A 16,124-nucleotide genomic window follows, 5' to 3' on the forward strand; every position below is an offset into this window, starting at 1 on the left:
CCGACCAGCGCGCCCGACGTCGGGTGTCGTCCGTCCGTGACCGGAACGGCATCATCACTGCATGGAACAGGGACGAACGCGACACCGCCGCGCCCTCGTTCCGTGCTGTAATGAGGCGCTCCTGACAAACCCCTCGTTTTGCTGGCGTTTTCAGAGAAGAATTCAACGGGGAGACGGGGAGATCGGTGGTATTTCACTCCCCGTCTCCCCGACTCCCTGTGAATCTTCGCGGGAAATTCGAGGGGATGCTTCAGGAGACGATCCCCAGAAAGGTCCGGTGCAGCGCCATGCGATCGACGTCTTCCCTCTTGAAGCGATGCTTATGGGTTCGGCTGCCTCTGCTCGCCTCGGCGCTCGCCATGGCCGCGTGCGCGGCCTATCCGCCGCTCGACGTGGACGAGGGCGCGGAGGCGGAGCTCCTCGGCGAGCACAGCGATGCGCTGTCGACGCGCGTCCGGCTCATGGCAGCCAACATCACGAGCGGCAACAACCAGAGCTACGATCCCGGGCACGGCAAGCGCATCCTGCAGGGAATCAAGCCAGATATCGCCCTGCTGCAAGAGTTCAATTACGGCGGCAACACCACCTCCGAGCTCCGCGCCTTCATCGACGTGACGTTCGGCGCCGGGTTCAGCTACTACCGCGAGAGCGGGGCGCAGATCCCGAACGGGATCGTGAGCCGGTGGCCGATCGTGGCGTCCGGCGAGTGGGACGACACGTCGGTGAGCAACCGGGACTTCGCGTGGGCGCGCATCGATATCCCCGGCCCTGGCCACGTGTTCGCGATCAGCGTCCACCTCCTGACGTCCAGCGCGGCGGCGCGCGACACGGAGGCGCAGAACCTCGTCTCGTTCATCGAGGCGAACGTGGCCCAGGGCGATTACCTGGTGATCGGCGGCGACTTCAACACGGGGAGCCGGACCGAGGCGTGCGTCTCGAGCCTCTCGGACGTCGTCGTCACGGCCGGGCCCTATCCCGCCGACGGGAACGGGAACGCGAACACCAACGCCGGCAGGACGAAGCCCTACGACTGGGTGCTCGTCGACGGCGACCTGGAGGCGTACGAGACGGCCGTCGTGATCGGCGGGAGCAGCTTCGCGAACGGCCTGGTGGCGGACACGCGCGTCTACTCGCCGCTCTCCGAGATCAGCCCCGCGCTCTCGTCGGACAGCGGCGCCTCGAACATGCAGCACATGGGCGTCGTGCGCGACTTCCTGGTCCCCGACGGCGGCGGCGGGGCCGGCGGCAGCGGCGGGGCCGGCGGCAGCGGCGGGGCCGGCGGCAGCGGCGGGGCCGGCGGCAGCGGCGGGGCCGGCGGCGGGGGCGGCGGCACGGGCACCGCCGCCGTGATCATCAACGAGGTCCTCGCGAACGAGCCGGGCAGCAACACGACCGGCGAGTTCGTGGAGATCGTCAATGTCGGCACGGCGGCGGCGGCCATCGCCGGGTGGACGCTCTCAGACGGCACGTCGACGCGCCACACCTTCCCGACCGGCGCGTCGCTCGCGCCCTCGACGGCCATCGTGGTGTATGGCGGCGCCTCCGCCGTGCCGAGCGGCAGCGGGGCCGTCGCGGCGTCCACGGGGTCGTTGAACTTCGGCAACAGCGGGGACACGGTCAGGCTGCGAAACGCCTCGGGCGCGACCGTGGACACCGTCACCTACGCGAGCGGGCTCGCGGCGCAGGACGGCGTCTCGATGAACCGCAGCCCCGACGCCTCCCCGGGAGCGCCCTTCGCCCTGCACAGCACCCTTGGCGCGAGCGCCTCTCCGGGCCGTCGCGCGAACGGATCGGCGTTCTGAGGCGCCGCCCGGACGAGCGTGGATTGCCCCGCTGGCCCCAGGTCGTCGTGACCCACGGCCGCCCCTGAACCAGCGTTTGCAGAGGAGTCGATCGGGCTGGTCCCGCCGAGCGGCCAACCAGCTCCTTCGCTCCAGATCTCCGCGACAGCCCATCGAGGTCGAGCGCTGAAGCGCCGCGTGCGCCGCCAGCACGAGCCTGCTCGCGGCCGCGCGAGGGGTATACCCCGGAGGCCGGTACACAGGGTTGACGGTCAGCGCCAGGGCTCTAGAGGGTGAACCGCGTCAAGGCCGGAGAGAGGCCTGACGTACAGCCGATCGTTCGAGACGAGCATCGTTCTCTCAATGGCAGGAGGGGTGATCCATGAGCAGGCTACGCCGCGGTCTCGCTACCCTGGCCGTCGTGTCGCTCACGTCGGCGGCCGCCTATGCGCAGATGATGATCTATGCGTATTCCGGGCCGACCACCAGGGCCGGAGGGGTCACCGGGACCACCCATCGAACGTTCACCTATGTGTCGATGGGCAGATGGGAGGCACGAACGAAAAATATCTGGAATGATGGGCTACAGGACCCCGAACAGGTGGATTACTACCTCGAGTACGACAGAGGGCCCGGGAAGGTCTGCTTGAGCCACGAGCACCAGGACCCGATCTGTCTCCTGGACGACGGGATCTACACCTATCGCGCGTGGCCGGGGTCCCCGAGCGCCGAGGTGAAGTGGTGGAAGCAGCAGGGGAACGGGTACTGGCAGTCGGGGAGGCCGTGATCGGCGGGCCGCGCTACGGCCGCTCCTCGCCTCCCCCGGCGCGCGCCTCGAGCGCAGCCGGAGCGCCGCGCCGCAGCGCCGGGAGCCGCCAGAGCGACTCGACGACGCCGAGCAGGACATAGACGCCGAGCCCCCCGGCGAGGACGAGCGCGGGCCCCCAGCGGACGGAGAGGAGCGCGCTCGATCCGAGCGCGAGCGCGATGGCCAGCAGCGTGCGGGGGCCCGGCCGGAGATCCTTGAACGAGCGGAACCGGAGGGTCGACACCATCAGCATCGAGAGGAGCAGCGTCGTCGCGAGGACCGCCGGCGCGACGCCGGCGCCTCCCAGTTGCCCGCCCGCGCCGTGGCGGGTCATGACGATGGCTATCAGGATCCCCGCGGCGCCCGTGACAGGGAGGCCCACGATGTACCTCGCGGGCGACGGCGGCCCGCCCGCCTCGCCCATGGAGAGGACGTTGAAGCGGGCGAGCCGGATCGCGCCGCACGCGGCGAACACGGACCCGCCGAGCACGCCGGCGAGACCGAGGCGGTGGAGCGACCCCTGATACACGAGCAGCGCCGGGGCCACGCCGAAGGAGACGAGATCGGCCAGCGAGTCGAGCTGGACCCCGAACGCGCTCTCGGTCCGGGTCATCCGCGCGACGCGGCCGTCGAGCGTGTCGGCGAGCATCGCGACGAGGATGAGGAGCGCGGCGCGCCGGAGGTCGCCGTCGGACCGCGCGGAGGCCGAGAGCCGTATCGCGTCGAAGCCGCAGAAGACCGAGGACAGCGTGATCAGGTTGGGAAGGAGGTACAGGGCCCGCCTTGGCGCGGGCCGCGGCCGCTCCAGCGCCACCTCGCCGCGAGGGCGCTCGGGGCGCGCGCTCGTCGCCTGCCCCGGGCCCGCGGGACACCACGGCCCGACGCCGGTGTCCCACGCTGCTGGAGGATGTTCTGACATGGTGGCGATCCCGCGGGATAGGGGCGCCGCGGCTGAAGGCCGCTGACCGATGAGCGCGCCCGGCCGGCCTCGTAGTACACGAGGCGGCTCGCGTTCAAGCGGCAGGCCGCTCGGCGGCGCAGCGGTGCGCAGGCGGGCCGCCGTCGACCCTTGGGGGTGTCGAGGTGCGGGCGAGCTCGGCAGCCAGGCCGCCGCCCGTCACAACGGCCTGGACGTCAGAGCAGCACGGCGATGACGCCGGCCCCGATGAGCGCGACGGCCCAGGCCCGATCGAGGTTGAACCAGGCGGTGCGAAGGATGGCGACGCCGAGCTTGTGATAGACAACGAGCGCGACCGCGGCCGCCGCCCCCATCATGGCGGCCGTGTGGACGAGGACCGCGGCGAGGTAGCCCAGCGGGCTCGCGAGCGACAGGCCAGCCGCGTTGTGGCACCCACCGCCGTGGCACGGAGCGGGGCTTTCGGCGCCGAGCAGGAAGACCGGGAGCAGCATGAGCCCCGCGCCGTGCGCGGTGGCCATCAGGAAGGACCACCAGGTCAGGTCGAGGAAGCCGACGCGCATCCCGACCCACCTCGGGTGGCGCGGCCTCACCAGCTTGAGCACGCCGAACGCGACAAGCGCGGCCGCCGTGAGCCACCGCAGCGCCGCGGCGGGGACACTCGCGAGCCCGACCCCGAGCAGCGCGACCGTGAGGCCGATCGACGCCGCGTGGCCGAGCGCGATCGGGACGAGCGCCCGCCGCACCGCGCCGCTGCTCTTCTCCTGCAGGCCCAGGGCGACCGCGAACAGCCAGCCCATGCCAGGGTTGATGCCGTGATAGGCGCCGAGGAGCGCCAGCGTGAGCCAGGGCATCATGGCCGGCTAGGGATAGCAGAACGAGTCGGACGACGCGTCGCCCCCCTCGAGCCGCACCTGGTGAGGGCGCAGCGAGCCAAAATCGACGAAGAACTCGGGATCGACCGAGATGCCCCCGCCCGCCGCCACATCGACCTTGGCCATCCAGCCGCCGACTCCCTCGGGATAGAACTGCTCGTCCCACGACGCATAAAGCGAGTTGGTGAAGTAGACGCGCCGGCCGTCGCGGCTCACCTCGACCATCTGCGGCGCGCCCCGCAGCGGCCCGGAGCGGGGATGCGCCGCCCGTCGCACGATGCCGCCGAGGTGCACCGAGCCAACCAGCTTCGGGTGGAACGGATCCGATACATCGTACTGGCGGAGCTCGCCCGTGCCCCAGCACGACACGTAGAGGAACCGGTCGTCGAGGGAGAGGTTGATGTCGGTGATCAGCGGCGGCACCGCCTTGAAGCCCTTGAGCAGCGGCGGCAAGAGGTCGGGATCCGCGGGCTCGGCCGGCACCTCGATCACCTTGCGGATCGCCCACCGGTCGCCGTCGCGATGCCAGAGCCAGATCGAGGCGGAGAGATCCTTGACGCTCACGACGACGCCGACGAAGCCATAGGCCTTGGTCGGGTCGTGGGCGGGGCGGAGCTCCAGCGCCATCTGGTGCTCATCGCCCAGATCCAGCGCCTGGAGGTGCTTGCGTTTCCGCAGGTCCCATACATGAACGCGGTGACCGTACTTCTTGCCGAGCAGGAGCTCCGGATTCACGCCGTCCTCGATCATCTTCGGCGTCCCCCACTCGCTCGTGAGGAGGGTGTCGTGGCCGAGGTGCCACCAGAAGTCGTAGTGGAGGAACTGCGGCCCGCGATCGATCTCCCATCGGCCGAGCACATCGAAGCTCTCGCAGTCGAGCACGAAGATGCCCCCGGGCCCGTCGCCGTCAGGGCCGCCGAGCGCGCTCACGTAGATGCCGTCGGGGCCGCAGTGCAGCGTGTGCGGGCGAGAGTAGCCGGCCCGCTTCGCGATCTCCTCGGCGCGCACCGTGTGGACGAGCTCGGGGCGGCGCGGGTCCGGCTTGACGTCGAAGACGAAGATGTTCGATGAGCGGAGCGCCGGCAGCAGGAGGAAGCGGCGCTCGACGTGGGGGTGCGGCGCGTAGGGGCACAGGGCGGCGCTGCACGCGTTCCAGCCGGAATGGTGCAGCTCGTCGCCGTAGGTCGGCAGCTCGTTGACCGAGACCAGGGTGCCATACGCCGGCGACCTCGGATCGAGATCGACGACCGTGAGCGCGTCATGGCGCAGCTCGCCCGGGCGCTTCAGCGCGGCGCCCGCGTCGAGCGCGGTCACGTAGGCCAGCCGCTCGGGCGGCGCCTCCATCGCCAGGCGCGGCGACGGGTAAAAGGTGGGATCCGGACGAAACCGCATGCGCTGCGTCTCCTTGGTTCTGGGCGTTCGCGTGTTGTTCCAGGCGCCGCCGGCGAGGACCGGCGCGCTCCGAGCCTACCCCGGCAGATCGGTGCTGAGGAACACCTCGTGGATATCGAGCTTGCTCGGGCCCGCGAACATCTCCTTCGGCGCGCGGTTCCGGTGCGCCTCCGCGAACGCGGGGCTCCTCGTCCAGGCGATGAAATCGTCCATGGACCGCCACCAGGTCTTCACCTCGTAGAACCCCTGCGCGTCCGGGTCCGGGCTCCACGCGCCGGTCGCGTGGTCCAGCTTCATCGGCTTCGGCCTGTGGACCTCGTTCCGGATGAAGCCGGGCGCCTGATCGACCAGGTGGACCCTGTTCTTGAAGCGATCCTCGAAATCGGCCTCGTGGCCCTCGGCGACGGGGATGCGGTTGGTAACGACGATCATCGCTCCTCTCCTTCTTGCTTCTTGCTTCTCGATCGTACGGGAGGCCTGCGGGCGGCGGCAAGCTTGGCAGCGCCTGTGCCCGGCCGGGGCCGCGCGGCGCTGGCGCCGCTCGCGCGCTCCCGCGCTGGCGCCGCTCGCACGCCGGCAGAATGCCTGAGAATCCCTCGGAGCTCAACGCAATGCCGCTGGCGACACGCAACCGATCAGAACCATCGCTACGGATTCACCCTAACCGCTCCGACGTCAGCGGATCTCTCGCACTCGAACGGTACAGACTGGCCCGGAAGACAGACGGGAAAGCCCTTATGGGCTCGCCAGACTCGAGCATTCCTCAGCGGAGCACGGAGAATCGCACGGAGCGGGCCCTTGTTGAATACCTCACAAACCGTGTTGCGTGATCGTGAGTCGCATGGTACTCGGATGGCGTCCGGGGCAACGATCATGCCCTGTTTGCAACGAACGGAGCCGAACACGACGCGCAGCGATCCGCCGGAGCACGATGTCATCACAAGGGAACCTCGTCCTCCGGCCTCATCTGGCTTCGCTCGCTTCGCCTGTTCCGCCCGGGCTCGCGGCGCCTCCGCCGCGCGCTGATCATCGAACCAGAGGGATATGACGAGTCACGTCCTCATCACCGGTGGAGCGGGGTTCATCGGATCTCACGTGGCCGACGAGCTCCTGCGCCAGGGGGTCCGCGTCCGGGCGCTCGACAGCCTGGTCCCTCAGGTGCACGGCCCCGACCGCGGCCGCCCGGCCTACCTCGACCCGGAGGTCGAGCTCATCGTCGGCGATGTCCGCGACCGGGACGCGGTGAAATCGGCGCTCCGCGGCGTGGACGCGGTTGTCCACTTCGCGTCCGCGGTCGGTGTCGGACAGAGCATGTACAAGATCGCGGAGTACACCTCGATCAACAACGTCGGCACCGCCGTGCTCCTCGAGGAGCTCGCCGCGAAGCCGGTCTCGAGGCTGCTCGTCGCCTCCAGCATGAGCGTGTATGGCGAGGGGCTGTACCGGGCGGCCTCCGGCGCGGTGGTCCCCGGCGCGAGCCGGCCGCTCGAGCAGCTCAAGCGCGGCGACTGGGAGGTCCGGAGCGAGGCGGGCGAGGCGCTCGTGCCCATCCCGACGCCCGAGTCCAAGCCCCCGTCGCTCGAGTCGGTCTATGCGCTCTCCAAGTACGACCAGGAGCGGCTCTGCCTGATGATCGGGCGCGCGTACCAGATCCCGACCGTCGCCCTCCGCTTCTTCAACGTCTACGGCCGCCGCCAGGCCCTCTCCAACCCGTACACCGGCGTCCTCGCCATCTTCGCCGCGAGGCTCCTCAACGACCGTCCGCCCGTGATCTTCGAGGACGGGCTGCAGCGGCGCGATCTCGTGAGCGTCACCGACGTCGCCCGCGCCTGCGTCCGGGCCCTCGGCGCCGACGCCGCGGTGGGCCAGGTGCTCAACATCGGCAGCGGGCGGTCGTACACCGTGCGCGAGGTCGCCGAGCGCGTCCGCGAGGTGATGGGGAAGAGCGGTATCGAGCCCGAGATCGTCGGGAAATCCCGGCTGGGCGACGTCCGGCACTGCTTCGCCGACATCGGCGCGGCGCAGCAGAAGATCGGGTATGCGCCCCGGGTCTCGCTCGAGGAGGGGCTCCGCGATCTCGCCGACTGGCTCGAGGGGCAGGTGGCGAAGGACGCTGTCGCCCAGGCCCGCGCCGAGCTGGAATCCAGGGGGCTGACGGTATGAGCGCCGCGGCGGATGGCCCGGGCGGCGCGACCGCAGCGCCGGGGCGCCCGGCGCTGATCACCGGCGGCGCCGGCTTCATCGGGGCCAACCTGGCCCACCGCCTGCTCCAGGCGGGAGAGACGGTGATCCTCTTCGACAACCTCTCCCGCCCCTCGGTGGCGCGCAACGTCGAGTGGTTGAGGCGCACCCACGGCGACCGCGTCACGCTGATCACCGGCGACGTGAGGGACGCCCGCGCTGTCGCGGCCGCCGTCCGGCGCGCCTCCAGCGTCTTCCACTTCGCCGCCCAGGTGGCCGTGACGACGAGCCTCGTCCAGCCGGTGGAAGACTTCGAGATCAACGCCCGCGGGACGCTCAATGTGCTCGAGGCGATCCGCGCCGAGAGCGCCCCGCCGCCGCTCCTGCTCACGTCCACCAACAAGGTGTACGGCGGCCTCCCCGACGTCCCGCTCTCGTGCAGCGGCCGGCGCTACGAGCCCGCGGATCCGGAGCTCCGGGCCTCCGGCGTCTCCGAGGCCCGCCCGCTCGATTTCCACAGCCCCTACGGCTGCTCCAAGGGCGCGGCGGACCAGTACGTCATCGATTATGCCCGCACCTTCGGGCTCCCCGCGGCGGTGTTCCGGATGAGCTGTATCTACGGTCCTCGCCAGTTCGGGACCGAGGACCAGGGGTGGGTCGCGCATTTCCTCCTCCAGGCGCTCCGGCGGGAGCCGATCACCCTTTATGGCGACGGGATGCAGGTCCGGGACGTGCTCTTCATCGACGACCTCGTCGACGCGCTCCTCCTCGCCCGCAGGGACATCCGGCAGATCTCGGCGTCGGCGTTCAACGTCGGCGGGGGCCCGGAGAACACCCTCAGCCTGCTCGAGCTGCTCGATCTCATCGAGGAGCTCGACGGCAAGCGCCCCCTGATCGGCTTCGAGGGGTGGCGGCCGGGCGATCAGCGGTACTACGTCTCCGACTGCCGCCGGCTCTCCGCGGCCACGGGGTGGTGGCCGCGCGTCCGGGTCCGCGAGGGGGTGCGCAGGCTGCACGGCTGGCTGCGGGAGATGACGGAGGCGACCGGCGCCGCGAAGGCCGCCGGCGTCGGCCAGCCCGCGAAGGAGCCGTGCGCGGGGGGCGTCCGGTGAGGTTCGCGCTCGTCAACCCGGCCTGGAGCTTCGAGGGGAGCATCTATTTCGGCTGCCGCGAGCCTCACCTGCCCCTCGAATACGGTTACGCCAGGGCGCTGCTCGAGGCCGCGGGGCACGAGGCGACCCTCGTCGACGCCCAGGCCCGGGGCCTCGCCGACGGCGCCCTCCGCGACGAGGTGGCCGCGCTCCGCGCCGACGCGATCGTGGTGACCACCGCGCCGAGCTACCTCTTCTGGCGCTGCGCCCCGCCCGAGCTCCGCGTCCCGCAGCAGGCGCTCCACGCGCTCCACGGGCTGCCAGGGCTCCGGCTCGCGGTGGGCCCCCACGCCTCCACCACCCCCCGCGCCACCCTGCGCAAGCTCGGGGTCGACGCCGTGGTGATGGGCGAGTGCGAGGACGTGCTGGTGGAGCTCGCCGATCGCCCGCGATCGCGCTGGGGCGAGATCGACGCGATCGCCTGGCTGGAAGGCGACGAGGCGCGCGTGCAGGGCGGCCCGCGCGCGTCGGACATGGCCCGGCTGCCGGCCCTCCGCTGGGACGAGGCCACGGTGGCGCGCCACGCCCACCACCACCACCGCTTCGACACCACGCCGATCGGCCCCGGCGCCGAGGTCGAGGCGTCGAGAGGGTGCCCCTACCACTGCACCTTCTGCGCGAAGGACAACTTCCGCGACGGCTACCGCAAGCGCCCCCTCGAGGTGCTCCTCGACGAGATCGACGGGCTCGTCGCCCAGGGGGTTCGTTACGTCTATTTCATCGACGAGATCTTCCTGCCGGATCGCCCGCTGCTCGAGGCGCTCGTCGATCGCCCGGTGTCGTTCGGCGTCCAGATGCGCGTCGACAACTGGAGCCGGGAGATGCTCGATCTGCTCGGGAGAGCGGGGTGCGTCTCGATCGAGGCAGGGGTGGAGAGCATCACCCGGGAGGGAAGGAGCCTCCTGGCCAAGCGCTGCAGGCTCTCGACCGAGCAGCTCGGCGATCTCCTGATCCACGCCAAGAAGAGCGTCCCCTTCGTCCAGGCGAACCTGATCCAGTCGCCGACCGACGATCCCGCGGACGTCGCCGCCTTCCGGGAGCGGCTCCAGCAGCACGGCGTGTGGGCGAACGAGCCGGTGCCGATGTTCCCTTACCCGGGCTCGCCCGAGTACACGATGCGCTGGGGCACCCCCGACGACGAGGCATGGGAGCGCTCGGTCGCGCACTACCTCGATCGGTTCGATCGCTTCAGCGACCTCCAGGACAGCCGCCCTCTCCCGCTCTCCGCGCTGGAGATCGCGCCCCCCGGCCATGGCTGACGCCGCGCGCGCCCCCGGCTCCGTCCTGATGACCGCCGACACGGTGGGGGGCGTCTTCTCCTACGCGATCGAGCTCGCGCGCGCGCTCGCGGCGCGCGGGATCCGGACGTCGCTCGCCACCCTGGGGGGGCCGCTCTCCGCGCCCCAGCGCGAGGCCGCGGGCCGCGTGCCCGGGCTCGCCGTCTTCGAGAGCTCCTTCCGGCTCGAGTGGATGGAGGACCCCTGGGACGACGTCGCGCGCGCCGGGGACTGGCTCCTCGAGCTCGAGGAGCGCGTCCGCCCGGCGCTCATCCACCTCAACGGCTATGCGCACGGCGCCCTCGGCTTCCGCGCCCCGAAGCTCGTTGTGGCCCACTCGTGCGTCCTCTCCTGGTGGGCCGCGGTCCTCGGCGGGGAGGCGCCGCCGCGGTACGATCGCTACCGGCGCGAGGTGGCCCGGGGGCTCGCCGCCGCGTCGGCTGTGGTGGCCCCGACCCGGGCGATGCTCGACGCCCTCCTGCGCCACCACGGCCCGCTCCCCGGGGGCGCGCGGGCGGAGGTGATCCCCAACGCCGCCGACCCCGCGCGGTTCGCCCCGCGCCCCAAGGAGGAGCTCGTCCTCGCCGTGGGGCGGCTCTGGGACCAGGCCAAGAACATCGAGGCGCTCGGCGAGGTGGCCCCTCACCTGCCCTGGCCGATCCAGGTGGCCGGGAGCGACGTCCGCCCCGGCGGGGGCGCGGGCGCGACACCCCTCCCCTCGCCCCTCCCCTCGCCCCTCCCCTCGCTCGGACACCTCGGCGTGCTCTCGCCGTCCGCCGTCGCCGCCGCGCTCGGCCGCGCGTCGATCTACGCTCACCCGGCCCGCTACGAGCCGTTCGGCCTGTCGGTCCTGGAGGCGGCGCTCTCCGGGTGCGCCCTCGTCCTGGGCGACATCCCCAGCCTGCGCGAGGTCTGGGAGGACGCGGCCCTCTACGTGGATCCCGGCGACACGGAGGCCCTCCGGCGCGCGCTCCGGGCGCTCATCGACGCGCCCGGCGCGCGGCGCGAGATGGCCACGCGCGCCCGCGCCCGCGCCCTCGGCTTCTCGCCGCGGCGGATGGCCCGGGGCTACCTGCGCCTCTACGGCGAGCTCCTCGGTCGCGGGCCCAGCGAAGAGCGCCCGCCGTCGAGGGGGGAGCACGCGCCGGCGCGCGGGGCGGCCGAGAGGCTCGAGCTGCGCGGGACCTCGGGCATGGCGGCCGCGCCCCCCGTGAAGAAGGCGAGCGCGCCATGCGCATAGCCCTGTTCTGCCACTCCCTGCTCTCCGACTGGAACCACGGGAACGCGCACTTCCTCCGCGGCGTGGTCACCGAGCTCGCCGAGCGCGGGCACGAGGTCCGCGCCTTCGAGCCGAGGGACGCCTGGAGCCTCCAGAACCTCGTCGCCGATCACGGCGAGGCGCCCCTGCGCGAGGTGAGGGAGGTCTACCCGCGCGTCGATCCGATCCGGTACGACCTTGCCTCGCTCGACCTGGACGAGGCGCTCGAGGGCACCTCGCTCGTCATCGTCCACGAGTGGAGCGAGCCCGAGCTGGTCGCCCGCGTCGGCGCGCATCGGACACGCGCGGCACGCGCGTCGTACCGGCTGCTCTTCCACGACACACACCACCGGTCGGTCACGGATCCCGGGGCCATGGCCCGCTACGACCTCACCCGCTACGACGGCGTCCTCGCCTTCGGCCGGGTGATCCGCGACCTCTACCTCGCGCGCCGCTGGGCCCGCCGGGCCTTCGTCTGGCACGAGGCAGCGGACGTCCGCGTGTTCCGCCCGCGCCGCGGGGCCCGGCCGGAGCGCGATCTCGTGTGGATCGGCAACTGGGGCGACGAGGAGCGCACCCGCGAGCTCGACGCGTTCCTGATCGGCCCGGCGCGCGATCTCGGCCTCTCCGCCCGCGTGCACGGGGTGCGTTACCCCGACCACGCCCGCGCCGCGCTCGACGCGGCCGGGATCGAGCACCGGGGCTGGCTCCCCAACTACCGCGCTCCCGAGGCGTTCGCGCGGGCAAGGGTGACAGTCCACGTCCCGAGGAGGCCCTACGTCGCCTCGCTCCCGGGGATCCCGACCATCCGGCCGTTCGAGGCCATGGCCTGCGCCATCCCGCTCGTCTGCTCGCCGTGGAGCGACGCGGAGGGGCTGTTCTCGCCCGGCCGCGACTACCTCGTCGCCCGGGACGGCGACGAGATGAAGCAGCACCTCGCGGCCCTCCTCGCCGAGCCCGCCCTGGCCGCCGAGCTGGCGGAGCGGGGGCGCGCGACGATCCTCGCGCGCCACACGTGCGCCCACCGGGTCGACGAGCTCCTCGCCATCGCCGCCGAGCTCGGCGTCGAGGTCGACCGCCCCGCGCCCGCCGCCACACCCCAGCGAGCCACGTCATGAACCGACGCAACCCACGCCCGACCGCGAGCCGATCGCTCGACATCGCCTTCTTCGGATCGAGCCTCGTCTCCGCCTACTGGAACGGAGCCGCCACCTACTACCGCGGCATCCTCCGCGCCCTCGCGGCGCGAGGGCACCGCATCACCTTCCACGAGCCGGACGCCTACGATCGCCAGAAGCACCGCGACATCGAGGACCCGCCGTGGGCCCGCGTCGTCGTCTATTCCGGCGCCGACCCCGCGGAGCCCAGGCGGCTCGTCGAGCAGGCCCGGAGCGCCGACGTGGTCGTCAAGGCCAGCGGCGTCGGCGTCTTCGACGAGCTGCTCGAGGCCGAGGTCGCCGCGCTCGATCGGCCGGGCCTCACCACGATCTTCTGGGACGTCGACGCCCCGGCCACGCTGGAGCGGGTCCGCGCCGCGCCGTCGGATCCCTTCCGCGCGCAGATCCCGCGCTACAACCTGGTCTTCACCTACGGCGGCGGCGACCCGGTGGTGCGCGGCTACGAGGCGCTCGGCGCGCGGCGCTGCGCGCCGATCTACAACGCGCTCGACCCCGAGACCCACTTCGAGGTCGCGCCAGACCCTCGATTTCATTGCGATTTTGCGCTGCTCGCCAACCGCCTGCCGGACCGGGAGCGGCGCGTGGAGGAGTTCTTCCTGCGGCCCGCGGCCGCGCTCCCCGGGCTCCGGTTCCTCCTTGGCGGCAGCGGCTGGCAGGACAAGGGGATGCCCCCGAACGTCCGGTACGTCGGGCACGTCTACACGGCGGATCACAACGCCTTCAACGCCAGCGCCCGCGCGGTGCTGAACGTGGCCCGCGACAGCATGGCGTCGGTCGGCTTCTCCCCGGCGACCCGGGTCTTCGAGGCCGCGGGCGCGGCCGCGTGCCTCGTCACGGACGCGTGGGAGGGGATCGAGCTCTTCCTCGAGCCCGGGCGCGAGGTGCTGGTCGCCAGGAGCGGCGACGACGTCGTGGAGATCCTCCGGGCGCTCACGCACGAGCGGGCCCGCGCCATCGGCAGGGCGGCGAAGCAGCGCGTGCTCGCGGGGCACACCTACGCCGAGCGCGCGAGGCAGGTCGAGGCCCTGCTGGCCCGCCCCGACGGCGCAACCCTCACCGCGATCGCGCCGCCGTGAAGCCCATCTCCTTCGTCTTCCTGGGCCTGTCGATCACCTCGTCGTGGGGCAACGGCCACGCGACGACGTACCGCGGGCTGCTCAGGCGGCTGGCCCAGCGGGGGCACAGCGTGCTGTTCCTGGAGCGGGACCTCTCGTTTTACGCCGAGAACCGCGATCTCCCGAGCCCGCCCTACGGCCGGACCGAGCTCTACCGGGATCTCGACGATCTCCGCGCGCGCTTCGGGGGCGCGGTGCGCGACGCGGACCTGGTGGTCGTCGGGTCCTACGTGCCCGACGGCGCCGAGGTCGGCGCCTGGGTGACGGAGACGGCGCGCGGGAAGACCGCGTTCTACGACATCGACACGCCGGTGACGCTCAAGCAGATCGAGCGGGGCGGCGCCGGGTACCTGTCTCCGGCGCTGATCCCGCGGTACGACCTGTACCTCTCGTTCACCGGCGGCCCGACGCTCGAGCGGCTCGAGCGCCGCCACGGGGCGAAGCGCGCGCGACCGCTCTACTGCGCGGTGGATCCGGACGACTATTTCCCGGAGCGCGCGCCGCCCCGGTGGGATCTCGGCTACCTCGGCACGTACAGCGCCGATCGCCAGCCCACGCTGGACCGGCTCCTGGTCGCGCCGGCGCGCCGCTGGGGGCGCGGTCGCTTCGTGGTCGCCGGCCCGCAGTACCCGGCGGACATCGGCTGGCCCACCAACGTCGAGCGCACGGATCACGTCCCGCCGGGCGCGCACCGCGGCTTTTACGGCGCGCAGCGCTTCACGCTCAACGTCACCCGCCGGGACATGATCGAGGCGGGGTACTCGCCGAGCGTGCGCCTCTTCGAGGCGGCGGCCTGCGGCGTGCCGGTGATCAGCGACGACTGGCCGGGCCTCGACGAGCTCTTCGAGCCGGGCAAGGAGATCCTGGTCGCCCGCTCCCCGGAGGAGGTCCTCCACCTGATCCGCGAGCTCCCCGAGCGGGAGCGGATCGCGATCGGCCAGCGGGCGCGCGAGCGCGTGCTCGCCCGACACACCGCGGCGCACCGCGCCGAGGCGCTGGAGAGATACACCCGGGAGCTGCTCGACGAGCAGGGCGCGCCGGAGCGCCGGAGCGCCCGGGAGACCGGGGACGATGACGTCGACGTGGGGAGTCGACCTGGAGAGGAGGTCAGAGAGACATGAGCGCAGCGCTCCGCATCCTGGTGACCGGGGGCGCCGGATTCGTCGGCTCCCACCTGTGTGATCGGCTGATCCGGGAGGGCCACGAGGTCGTCGCGCTCGACGATCTCTCGACGGGCTCCCGGGACAATGTCGCCCATCTCCTCTCTCACCGGCGCTTCCGGCTGGTGGAGCACGACGTCATGCAGCCGTACGAGCGGGAGGTCGACCGCATCTACAACCTCGCCTCGCCGGCGAGCCCGCCGCATTACCAGCGCGATCCGGTCCGGACCACGATGGTCAACGTGCTCGGCGCGCTCCACGCGCTGGAGCTCGCCGAGGGCTGCGGGGCGCGGGTCTTCCAGGCGTCGACCAGCGAGGTCTACGGCGATCCCGAGGTCCACCCGCAGCCGGAGGGCTACCGGGGCGCGGTGAACCCGATCGGGATCCGCTCCTGTTATGACGAGGGGAAGCGCTGCGCCGAGTCGCTGATGATGGACTTCCACCGCCGTCGCGGGGTCGAAGTACGCCTGGCGCGGATCTTCAACACGTACGGTCCGCGGATGGCGCTCGATGACGGTCGGGTGGTGTCGAACTTCATCGTGCAGGCGCTCCGGGGTGAGGATCTCACAGTGTACGGCGATGGCTCCCAGACACGGAGCTTCTGCTACGTGGAGGACCTCATCGACGGGATCGTCCGGCTGATGGAGCACCCGGCCGAGACGGGCCCGGTGAACCTGGGCAATCCCGAGGAGTTCACGGTGCTTGAGCTCGCCGAGGAGGTGCTCCACCTGACCGGGAGCCGGGGTCGGGTGGTGTTCCGTCCGCTGCCCGAGGACGATCCGAGGCAGCGGCAGCCGGTGATCGACCGCGCGCGGCGGGTGCTCGGGTTCGAGCCGAAGGTGCCGTTGCGCACGGGTCTGCGCCGCACGATCGAGGGTTTCCGGAGCGCGCTCGGGCTGGGCCATCGCGCACCTGGGCTCCCGGTGTCGGACGATGACGCACCGTTGCCCCGTGCGGCGAACGGCTGAGCCGAGCCGACCGTAGAGTCGCTGCGGCGCTCGTGATACCGTCAGCTCTCTGACGCCCGATTGT

The 16,124-nt window shown here is 71.9% G+C and carries 14 protein-coding genes; 10 read left to right on the forward strand and 4 right to left on the reverse strand.

Features of this window, described 5'->3' with window-relative positions; translation table 11 throughout:
• The first annotated feature begins 287 nt into the window (after window positions 1–287).
• Window positions 288–1,802 (forward strand): lamin tail domain-containing protein, encoded by a 1,515-nt coding sequence (locus WMF39_RS36235; protein WP_437741042.1) that lies wholly within the window; start codon window positions 288–290, stop codon window positions 1,800–1,802.
• 436 nt (window positions 1,803–2,238) lie between these two features.
• The gene (locus WMF39_RS36240; RefSeq protein WP_437741043.1) at window positions 2,239–2,568 is read left to right on the forward strand and encodes a hypothetical protein; all 330 of its coding nucleotides are present in this window, start codon (window positions 2,239–2,241) and stop codon (window positions 2,566–2,568) included.
• A 13-nt stretch (window positions 2,569–2,581) separates the two neighbouring features.
• On the opposite strand, the gene pssA is transcribed toward WMF39_RS36240, so the two are convergent.
• The 4 genes from pssA to WMF39_RS36260 form a co-directional block, all read right to left on the reverse strand.
• Window positions 2,582–3,508, reverse strand: coding sequence for a CDP-diacylglycerol--serine O-phosphatidyltransferase (gene pssA, locus WMF39_RS36245; protein WP_437741044.1), 927 nt, complete (start codon window positions 3,506–3,508; stop codon window positions 2,582–2,584).
• 215 nt (window positions 3,509–3,723) lie between these two features.
• The gene (locus tag WMF39_RS36250; RefSeq protein WP_437741045.1) at window positions 3,724–4,362 is read right to left on the reverse strand and encodes a hypothetical protein; all 639 of its coding nucleotides are present in this window, start codon (window positions 4,360–4,362) and stop codon (window positions 3,724–3,726) included.
• Window positions 4,363–4,368: 6 nt separating this feature from the next.
• Window positions 4,369–5,772 (reverse strand): selenium-binding protein SBP56-related protein, encoded by a 1,404-nt coding sequence (locus tag WMF39_RS36255; protein WP_437741046.1) that lies wholly within the window; start codon window positions 5,770–5,772, stop codon window positions 4,369–4,371.
• 75 nt (window positions 5,773–5,847) lie between these two features.
• Window positions 5,848–6,204, reverse strand: a complete 357-nt coding sequence (locus WMF39_RS36260; protein ID WP_437710456.1) for an antibiotic biosynthesis monooxygenase family protein — start codon at window positions 6,202–6,204, stop codon at window positions 5,848–5,850.
• A 612-nt stretch (window positions 6,205–6,816) separates the two neighbouring features.
• On the opposite strand from WMF39_RS36260, the gene WMF39_RS36265 reads away from it, so the two are divergent.
• Genes WMF39_RS36265 through WMF39_RS36300 form a run of 8 tightly spaced genes read left to right on the forward strand, consistent with a single transcriptional unit; the run spans window position 6,817 to window position 16,060 of the window.
• Entirely contained in the window at window positions 6,817–7,935 is a 1,119-nt protein-coding gene (locus WMF39_RS36265; protein ID WP_437741047.1) for an NAD-dependent epimerase/dehydratase family protein, read from the forward strand.
• On the forward strand, window positions 7,932–9,065 hold the full coding sequence (locus WMF39_RS36270; protein WP_437741048.1) for an SDR family NAD(P)-dependent oxidoreductase: 1,134 nt from the start codon (window positions 7,932–7,934) through the stop codon (window positions 9,063–9,065). Before WMF39_RS36265 ends, WMF39_RS36270 begins: the two co-directional genes overlap by 4 nt.
• The gene (locus WMF39_RS36275; RefSeq protein WP_437741049.1) at window positions 9,062–10,363 is read left to right on the forward strand and encodes a TIGR04295 family B12-binding domain-containing radical SAM protein; all 1,302 of its coding nucleotides are present in this window, start codon (window positions 9,062–9,064) and stop codon (window positions 10,361–10,363) included. The genes WMF39_RS36270 and WMF39_RS36275 overlap by 4 nt, the downstream gene beginning before the upstream one ends.
• Window positions 10,356–11,621 (forward strand): glycosyltransferase family 4 protein, encoded by a 1,266-nt coding sequence (locus WMF39_RS36280; RefSeq protein WP_437741050.1) that lies wholly within the window; start codon window positions 10,356–10,358, stop codon window positions 11,619–11,621. The genes WMF39_RS36275 and WMF39_RS36280 overlap by 8 nt, the downstream gene beginning before the upstream one ends.
• On the forward strand, window positions 11,612–12,757 hold the full coding sequence (locus WMF39_RS36285; protein WP_437741051.1) for a CgeB family protein: 1,146 nt from the start codon (window positions 11,612–11,614) through the stop codon (window positions 12,755–12,757). The genes WMF39_RS36280 and WMF39_RS36285 overlap by 10 nt, the downstream gene beginning before the upstream one ends.
• Window positions 12,754–13,893, forward strand: a complete 1,140-nt coding sequence (locus WMF39_RS36290) for a CgeB family protein (RefSeq protein WP_437741052.1) — start codon at window positions 12,754–12,756, stop codon at window positions 13,891–13,893. The genes WMF39_RS36285 and WMF39_RS36290 overlap by 4 nt, the downstream gene beginning before the upstream one ends.
• Window positions 13,890–15,053, forward strand: a complete 1,164-nt coding sequence (locus WMF39_RS36295) for a CgeB family protein (protein WP_437741053.1) — start codon at window positions 13,890–13,892, stop codon at window positions 15,051–15,053. Before WMF39_RS36290 ends, WMF39_RS36295 begins: the two co-directional genes overlap by 4 nt.
• Entirely contained in the window at window positions 15,050–16,060 is a 1,011-nt protein-coding gene (locus WMF39_RS36300) for a UDP-glucuronic acid decarboxylase family protein (protein ID WP_437741054.1), read from the forward strand. Before WMF39_RS36295 ends, WMF39_RS36300 begins: the two co-directional genes overlap by 4 nt.
• Window positions 16,061–16,124 lie beyond the last annotated feature (64 nt).

Source organism: Sorangium sp. So ce1504, assembly GCF_051521635.1.
Lineage (GTDB): Bacteria > Myxococcota_A > Polyangia > Polyangiales > Polyangiaceae > Sorangium > Sorangium cellulosum_B.